Source organism: Vibrio sp. YT-17 (assembly GCF_033337375.1).
GTDB lineage: Bacteria > Pseudomonadota > Gammaproteobacteria > Enterobacterales > Vibrionaceae > Vibrio > Vibrio alginolyticus.
Genome location: NZ_JAWOQP010000032.1, coordinates 41,091 through 48,434, shown reverse-complemented (window position 1 = coordinate 48,434; position 7,344 = coordinate 41,091). Strand labels below are relative to the sequence as shown.

Annotated in this window: 7 protein-coding genes; 5 read left to right on the top strand and 2 right to left on the bottom strand. The window is 45.2% G+C overall.

Features of this window, described 5'->3' with window-relative positions; translation table 11 throughout:
• Positions 1 to 122 precede the first annotated feature (122 nt).
• The gene (locus R7F67_RS21870; protein ID WP_005375165.1) at positions 123 to 323 is read right to left on the bottom strand and encodes a restriction endonuclease subunit S; all 201 of its coding nucleotides are present in this window, start codon (positions 321 to 323) and stop codon (positions 123 to 125) included.
• A 56-nt stretch (positions 324 to 379) separates the two neighbouring features.
• The gene (locus R7F67_RS21865) at positions 380 to 2,296 is read right to left on the bottom strand and encodes a methyl-accepting chemotaxis protein (RefSeq protein ID WP_017821859.1); all 1,917 of its coding nucleotides are present in this window, start codon (positions 2,294 to 2,296) and stop codon (positions 380 to 382) included.
• A 310-nt stretch (positions 2,297 to 2,606) separates the two neighbouring features.
• Between R7F67_RS21865 and R7F67_RS21860 the strand changes: the two genes are divergently transcribed.
• The 5 genes from R7F67_RS21860 to R7F67_RS21840 form a co-directional block, all read left to right on the top strand.
• On the top strand, positions 2,607 to 3,563 hold the full coding sequence (locus R7F67_RS21860; RefSeq protein ID WP_025768547.1) for an AAA family ATPase: 957 nt from the start codon (positions 2,607 to 2,609) through the stop codon (positions 3,561 to 3,563).
• Positions 3,564 to 3,576: 13 nt separating this feature from the next.
• On the top strand, positions 3,577 to 4,503 hold the full coding sequence (locus R7F67_RS21855; protein WP_318057376.1) for a DUF58 domain-containing protein: 927 nt from the start codon (positions 3,577 to 3,579) through the stop codon (positions 4,501 to 4,503).
• Positions 4,504 to 4,540: 37 nt separating this feature from the next.
• Positions 4,541 to 5,017, top strand: a complete 477-nt coding sequence (locus R7F67_RS21850) for a DUF4381 domain-containing protein (RefSeq protein WP_017821862.1) — start codon at positions 4,541 to 4,543, stop codon at positions 5,015 to 5,017.
• A complete protein-coding gene (locus tag R7F67_RS21845; RefSeq protein WP_318057375.1) occupies positions 5,010 to 6,014 on the top strand; it encodes a VWA domain-containing protein in 1,005 nt (334 codons plus the stop codon). Before R7F67_RS21850 ends, R7F67_RS21845 begins: the two co-directional genes overlap by 8 nt.
• On the top strand, positions 6,007 to 7,344 hold a 1,338-nt coding region (locus R7F67_RS21840), incomplete at its 3' end, for a VWA domain-containing protein (protein ID WP_318057374.1). The genes R7F67_RS21845 and R7F67_RS21840, both read left to right, overlap by 8 nt.

Below are 7,344 nucleotides of genomic sequence, written 5' to 3'. Positions count from 1 at the left end.
TTTAAAATACAAAACGCCCGATGAAGTACATCGAGCGTTTTAGTTAAAAAGTGTCAACCCATATCAGGACGGGTCAAGCAGGTGATTTAATCACGCACGTTAGAGGCAAAACACCACCTAACTTAGTGGATTGGAACTGCGTTTTTTTGGTTAAACTTACCAAAGTGTTGTTCTAACACTTCTGGCGTCAGCTTACCTTCCGCTTCCAGCTTTTTCAGCTCAGCGACGATCGCTTTTTGCTCTTCTAGCGACGGCAGTTTTACTTCTGGCTCCTGAGCGGTTTCTTGAGAAATTTGCTCTAGTTCTTTTTCGAAGTCATTCATAGTACTTACCTAAAATTAATGATTGAACTTTTAAACTTCGCCTATTCTATCCAACTCTATAACTTGAAGCTACCAACCATCTTGTCTAAACGAGAAGAGAGCGCTTGAAGATCGCGACTTGCATCCGCCAACTCTTCTGCTGTCGCGGTTGTCATTTCATTTATCGCGTTGATTTCTTCGATATTTTGATTAATGGTATGCACCACCGTGGATTGCTCTTCCGTCGCCGTTGCAACTTGTGTATTACGATCAGAGATGTCGGTGATTCGTTCAGAAATACTGATTAATACCTCGACTGCTTCATCGGTAGAAGTAACCCCTTCTATGGTGACCGCTTTGCCCGCTTCCATAGCACTTACCGCGTCTTGTGCGTCACTTTGAAGCTGATTGATCATGCGCTGAATCTCTTCTGTAGAATCAGCCGTGCGTGAAGCTAGGTTTCTTACCTCATCAGCAACAACCGCAAAACCACGTCCCTGCTCACCAGCACGAGCAGCCTCAATTGCAGCGTTTAGCGCAAGTAAATTCGTTTGCTCAGAGATGTCACGAATTACACCCAGAATCGAGCCAATATCTTTGGTTGTCGACGCCAACTGCGTAACAACAATATTGGTTGTTTCAACATCATCGGCTAGGCGGCTGATCACCTCTTTTGCTTTCATCACAACTTCTCGACCAGTTTGAGTGTTATCTGAAGCCTGATTTGCCGTATCAGCAGCGGTAGCAGCGTTCGATGCAATTTCACTGATGGTCGCACCCATTTGGTTGATAGCTGCAACTACTTGAATGGTTTGATCACGCTGCTCTTGGCTGTTGTCGTGTGTGGATGTTGCTTTCGTTGACACACTTTCTGCCGCTTGACTTAATGAGCCACTGGTTAGAGCAACCTCTTTCATCGTGGCATGAATCTTCTCAATAAATCCATTAAAGCCTTTTGAAAGCTGAGCAATTTCATCATTACCCTTAATTTCAATACGCTGCGCCAAATCGCCTTCACCTTGCCCAAGGTCGGTAAAACGATCGGCAATCAGTCGGATTGGTTTCGTAATGCTGTTTGCTAACCATACGCCCATGAGGATGAATACAACGGCAACAATGATGGTCGTAAACAGCATTTTTTTAGCTGTCGCATTCAGGTCTGCGAATACTTCATCAACGGGAACCACGCCAATAACAAACCAGTTCATTGAAGGAACATACAAACTAGAAACAAAAGTATCCTGCCCTTCAAACTCCACATTAATTAGGTTGAAGCTATTTTTGTTCAACAGCGCACTTGCGTCACTACCAAATAGTTTAGTGATAGAAGTTTGGTTCTTACCTTGTTGGCGGTGTATTTGAATCTGGCCTTGTTCATTAGTGAGGAACACGTAACCCGTATCTTCAATTTTAAACCCATTGAGCAAAGCAACCATGTCTCCCATAGATTTAGAGAGACCTGACATTGATGTACCATTAAGATCTTGGAAATTGGCAAACATTTTCACTTCGCCATTTGCCTCTTGGAACACACTCACGGACGTTTCTTGACCAGACGACGTAAATCCAAAGAACCAAGCATCTTGCGTTCGGTTAAGTTGACGTAAGAATCCGTTTTGATTCCAGTAATATGCCGTTTGACGATTCGCTACCGACGCATCATTAAGACCATACTGTGATTTAACGTTATTGAGCTGCTGAACCAACTGAACTTCTACTGACGGATCACGGTCTGTATTAGATAGGGCTTCAACAATAAATTCGTTTGTAGCCAGCTGTTTTGCCGCTTGTTGCATTTCGACAACTTCGCGGTCAATTTCGGTATTGATTTGCTGCAACATCGCAGGTAGCTCGATGTCAATAAGACGATGGCTCAATACATCTCTCGCATGACGCTGAGCCATAACACCAACAATGATTGTTGATGCTAGAACAGCAAACGTAATGCCAAGTACAACCTTCTGTTTGATGCTCAAGGAATGAAGTTTCAACATATTCGGACCTTTTAAAAGAATCACTTGTTATTGGCCCCACAAGGGGAATTAGGTGCATATCTCATGACACGCACACCACGGAATCTTTATCGGCTCATATGTACAAAACTAGAGGCATTTCTCATTATATTATGAAAAATAAATGTAACACACTGTCAAATAAGCACTTTCAGAGATAGCACGTACTTGCAATTCTCTGTAGCGTCCCAATATTGAAAAGATAAATTGCAATAGAGCGTTGGAACTTTTTTCACATGGAAAATGACCAATACTCAACACGAAAATCACATGGATACCGAGAGTCCAAAGCATGCATAAATCTAACTTCGAAACTCTTCAGCAATACTTAGAGTCGCAGATCATCGGACAGCAAGATCTGGTAAAGCAACTGCTTGTTGCGCTTCTTGCGGATGGGCATATTTTAGTTGAAGGCCCTCCTGGGTTAGCAAAAACCCGTGCAGTAAAATCACTCTCAGACTGTGTTGAAGGCGACTTCCACCGCATTCAGTTCACCCCTGATTTGCTGCCAGCCGATTTAACCGGCACCGATATCTTCCGTCCCGAAACCGGAGAATTCACTTTCCAATCAGGTCCTATCTTCAACTCGCTTATTCTTGCGGATGAGATAAACCGTGCGCCAGCCAAAGTACAAGCGGCAATGCTTGAAGCAATGGCAGAGAAACAAGTCACAGCAGGTCGTCATACCTACCCGCTGCCAGAGTTGTTTTTGGTTATGGCAACTCAAAACCCGATAGAGCAAGAAGGGACCTACCCCCTTCCTGAAGCGCAGCTAGACCGCTTTTTACTGCATTTAGAAGTGGAATACCCAGATGCGGAGCATGAGCTATCTATCTTGCGTATTAACCGCGGAGAAGCAAAAGGCGAAGCAAAGGTTGAACGCCCAATGTTAAGCCAACAAGATATATTCACCGCACGTAAAGAAGTGTTGGATATTCATATGGCGGAAACGATAGAGCAGTACATCGTCCGTTTAGTTATGGCGACACGTCAAGCCAACGAATATGACACTGAGTTGGACAAGTGGTTGTCAATGGGTGTGAGTCCGCGTGCCACCATCGCTCTTGATCGCTGTGCACGTGCGCACGCTTGGCTTGCTGGTCGTGATTTTGTCTCTCCGGAAGATGTTCAAACCATGGCTTATCCGGTACTGCGCCACCGTTTATTGTTGAGTTACCACGCTCAAGCGGAAGGCATTACGGCAAACCAGGTCATCGATAAACTGCTAAACCTTGTTGGCAGTGCATAAACAGGTGAGTGATATGTCCGCTACACATTCATTACCACCTCATGCGAATGGGGTGACATTAACCCTTGAAGAGCTGCTCCAATATCGCACTCAATCTGTACGTTGGTTACCACCAGCACAGAGTCTCTGGTCGCAGATGAGTGGTAACCATACCAGTCGCCAAAAAGGGCAAGGTATGGATTTTATGGAGGTGCGCCAATATCAACCTGGCGACGATATTCGCAGCATTGATTGGCGAGTCACCGCTAGGACCGGTAAAGCACATACAAAATTGTTTGCAGAAGATAAAGAGCAAGCGGTCATTCTTTATCTTGATCTAAGTTCTAGTCTACATTTTGGATCTAAGTATGTACTCAAATCCGTTCAATTGGCCCACTTTGCCAGTGTTCTAATTTGGCTAACTCTAGCTAAAAAAAATCGCATCGGCGCAGTGATTGATGACGGACATCAATGTCTTGAATTTCGCCCCTCTTCTTTACAAAGACAAGGGCTGCGGATTCTTAACGCCATAGTCGACATACATAATGCGCAAGTAACTCGTACTGCAAGCAACGACACTCGTACACTGCCGTATGCACAAGTATTGGAGACACTTCATACGCTCACCCCAAAAGGTAGCGAATTGATTATGCTCAGTGATTTTGCCCACGTAATACCAACGGAACTGGCACAACTACGTCGACTCAAACAACACAATAGCGTAAGGGCTGTTCAATTTTATGATCCGTTAGAAAGAGGCGAAACAGACTTTAGAGGTCAAGTGAAAGCTTCGGATGGGCTGCATAGTCAATGGTTTAACTTTGGCTCTAAAGGACAACGAAGAGAACTCGAAAACCACTTTACCCAACATCAAGAAACCATTAAGCAGCAGTGCCATTCGATAGCAATTCCATTTAACACGCTATCAAGTGGCTGGCCCTTAATTTCACAATTAAGCTAACAAACTGACAAGCAGTATTTATTAAGCAGTAATAATAATGACAACAAACAACCAAAGCCTAGACCTTGAACCTTTGATTTTGCCAAACGCACCGGATTGGTTTCCGCTCGCTTGGGGATGGTGGGTGGTGCTTGCAGCCACCTTGCTCTTCGTTTTCGGCATTTGTCTTTATGTGAGATGGCGTAAAAAACACTTACGCGCAAAAAAGACAGCATTAACACTTTTAACTCAACCTACCGCGCCTCATACCCCCTCTTCTGCTCTGGAAATATTGCGCCAGGCAGCATTGAGTTACTTTCCGCGTGAAGAGATCGCACCATTAACCGGAATCGCTTGGTATGAATTTCTCGATAGCCATACCAAAGAAAGTCGATTCGTAGACAAACAACATCAGTGGCAAGAAGCGTTGTATCAGAATTCTTCCCAAGGGCAGCATCAAAGCTTGGTAGACGATTGTGTCTTTTGGATAACCTACGCTTTACCACCAAAGAAAAAGGCAAATAACCGTGACTGAGCAAACACTCATAACCGATCTTGCCCAATGGCTAAACATTGAATTTGTCTGGTGGTGGGCACTGTTTTTGTTGCCCATCCCCTGGCTGGTATACAAGTTCCTGCCACAAGAATCTCAACAAGCCGAGATCAAATTGGCGTACTTACCAACCAATGAGAATCGCAGCAAGCCTAAGCAAGCGCTGCAAAAAGCACTTTCAATCGCGATCTGGGTCCTTCTTGTCGTCGCTTGTGCGCGTCCAGTTTGGTTTGGTGATCCCGTTGAATTCCAACCCAAATATCGGGACTTGATGTTAGTCGTCGATCTGTCCGGTTCGATGCAGCAGGAAGACATGGAACTCAACGGCGAATATATCGATCGCCTCACAGCAGTCAAAAAAGTTCTGTCTGATTTCGTAGCAAAGAGAAAAGGTGACCGTCTCGGAGTTGTTTTGTTTGGCGACCATGCTTATTTGCAAACACCACTCACTGCAGACCGAAAAAGCGTCATGCAACAGATTAATCAAACCGTCATCGGTTTGGTTGGTCAACGAACCGCCATTGGTGATGGTATTGGGTTAGGCACAAAAACCTTTGTAGACAGTGATGCTCCGCAACGAGTCATGATTTTGCTCAGTGACGGCAGCAATACTGCAGGGGTGCTCGAGCCGCTAGAAGCAACGGAAATTGCGAAAAAATACAACGCCACTATTTACACCGTGGGCGTGGGCGCTGGTGAAATGATGGTGAAGGAGTTTTTCATGACTCGCAAAGTCAACACCGCAGCCGATTTAGATGAACAAACACTGACTAAAGTGGCAGAGGTGACAGGTGGACAATATTTTCGAGCGCGAGATACAGAAGAGCTCGAAAAGATTTATGACACCATCAACCAGCTAGAACCCGTATCTAGCGACACACAAACTTGGCGCCCACAGTCTGAATGGTTTCCATATCCATTAAGCGCTGCATTTGTATTATCGGTATTGTTATTCCTATTAAGGAGAAAACATGGCTGAGTTTATTTTCCTCAATCCTTATTGGCTTTTGGGGCTCATCGTGATCCCTATCGCACTCTTGCTTAATCACAAATTTAGAGCCCAAAAGTCCACACTGATTGCCCCTCACCTATCGCGGATGCTCGGACAAAACACGCAGTCTAAGCATTACTTCACTCTATGGGGTTTAGCTTGGGCAATAACTTGCATTTCATTAGCGGGGCCAAGCTGGCAGTCCAATGCTCGACCAAGCTTTGAGTTAAACCAAAACCGTATCTTGGTGCTTGATATGTCTCGCTCTATGTTTGCTACAGACATCAAACCCAATCGGCTAGCACAAACACGTTATAAGACGCTCGATTTGCTGCCTAAATGGAAAGAGGGAGCCACTGGACTTATTGCTTACGCTGGCGATGCCTATAACTTAAGTCCACTGACAACTGATTCCAGCACGCTTGCGGGCATTATCGAAAATTTGTCACCAGAGCTGATGCCTTTTCAAGGAGCAAACCTGCCTGCCGCGATTGAACTTGCGATCAACCAGTTTTCTCAAGCCGGCACGCAACAAGGCGATATCATCGTGTTAGCGGATGATCTTGATACGTCAGAGCTGTCTCGCGCGTTAGATTTAGTCCAAGGTACAAAGTTTCGCATTTCTGTTCTTGCCGTCGGAACTCCTAACGGTGCGCCTATCGCGCTGCCCGATGGCTCTCTGCTAAAAACGGCACAAGGCACAACCGTCGTAGCGAAAACAAACCTGAAAAACCTACAGACGCTAGCGAATAAAACTGGTGGCCTATTTGTTCCTATTCAACACACCAACCGTGATGTTGAAAATATCGCGGCCTTTACCAATAACATTGGTAGCCAGCTTTCTGCGACCCAAAGCGAAGAAGTTAAAACTGATTCTCGTCTCAACAGTGGCTTTTGGTTACTGCCGTTGTTACTTCTTCCTGCGGCTTTACTGTTTCGACGCGGCCTGATTTGGATGGTAGTTGCGAGTGTAGTCCCAGTAACGTGGACACCGCATGCAGAAGCTAATCCGTTCTTAAATGCCGACCAACAAGGAGCGGAACTCTACAAGCAAGGTGAGTATGAACAGGCGCAAAACCTATTTACAAACCCAAGCTGGAAAGGAGCCGCCAGTTATCAAAAAGGTGACTACGAAGCCGCTATCGAAGCATTTTCTCATGATGCCTCCCTTAACGGCCGCTATAACCTCGCCAACTCGCTCGCTCAAAATGGTCAATTAGAAGATGCGGCTGATTTGTATAAAAAACTGCTAGAGGAAAAGCCTAACTTTGAAGCCGCGAAGAAAAACCTATCGGTTGTAGAAGAAAAGCTAAAACAG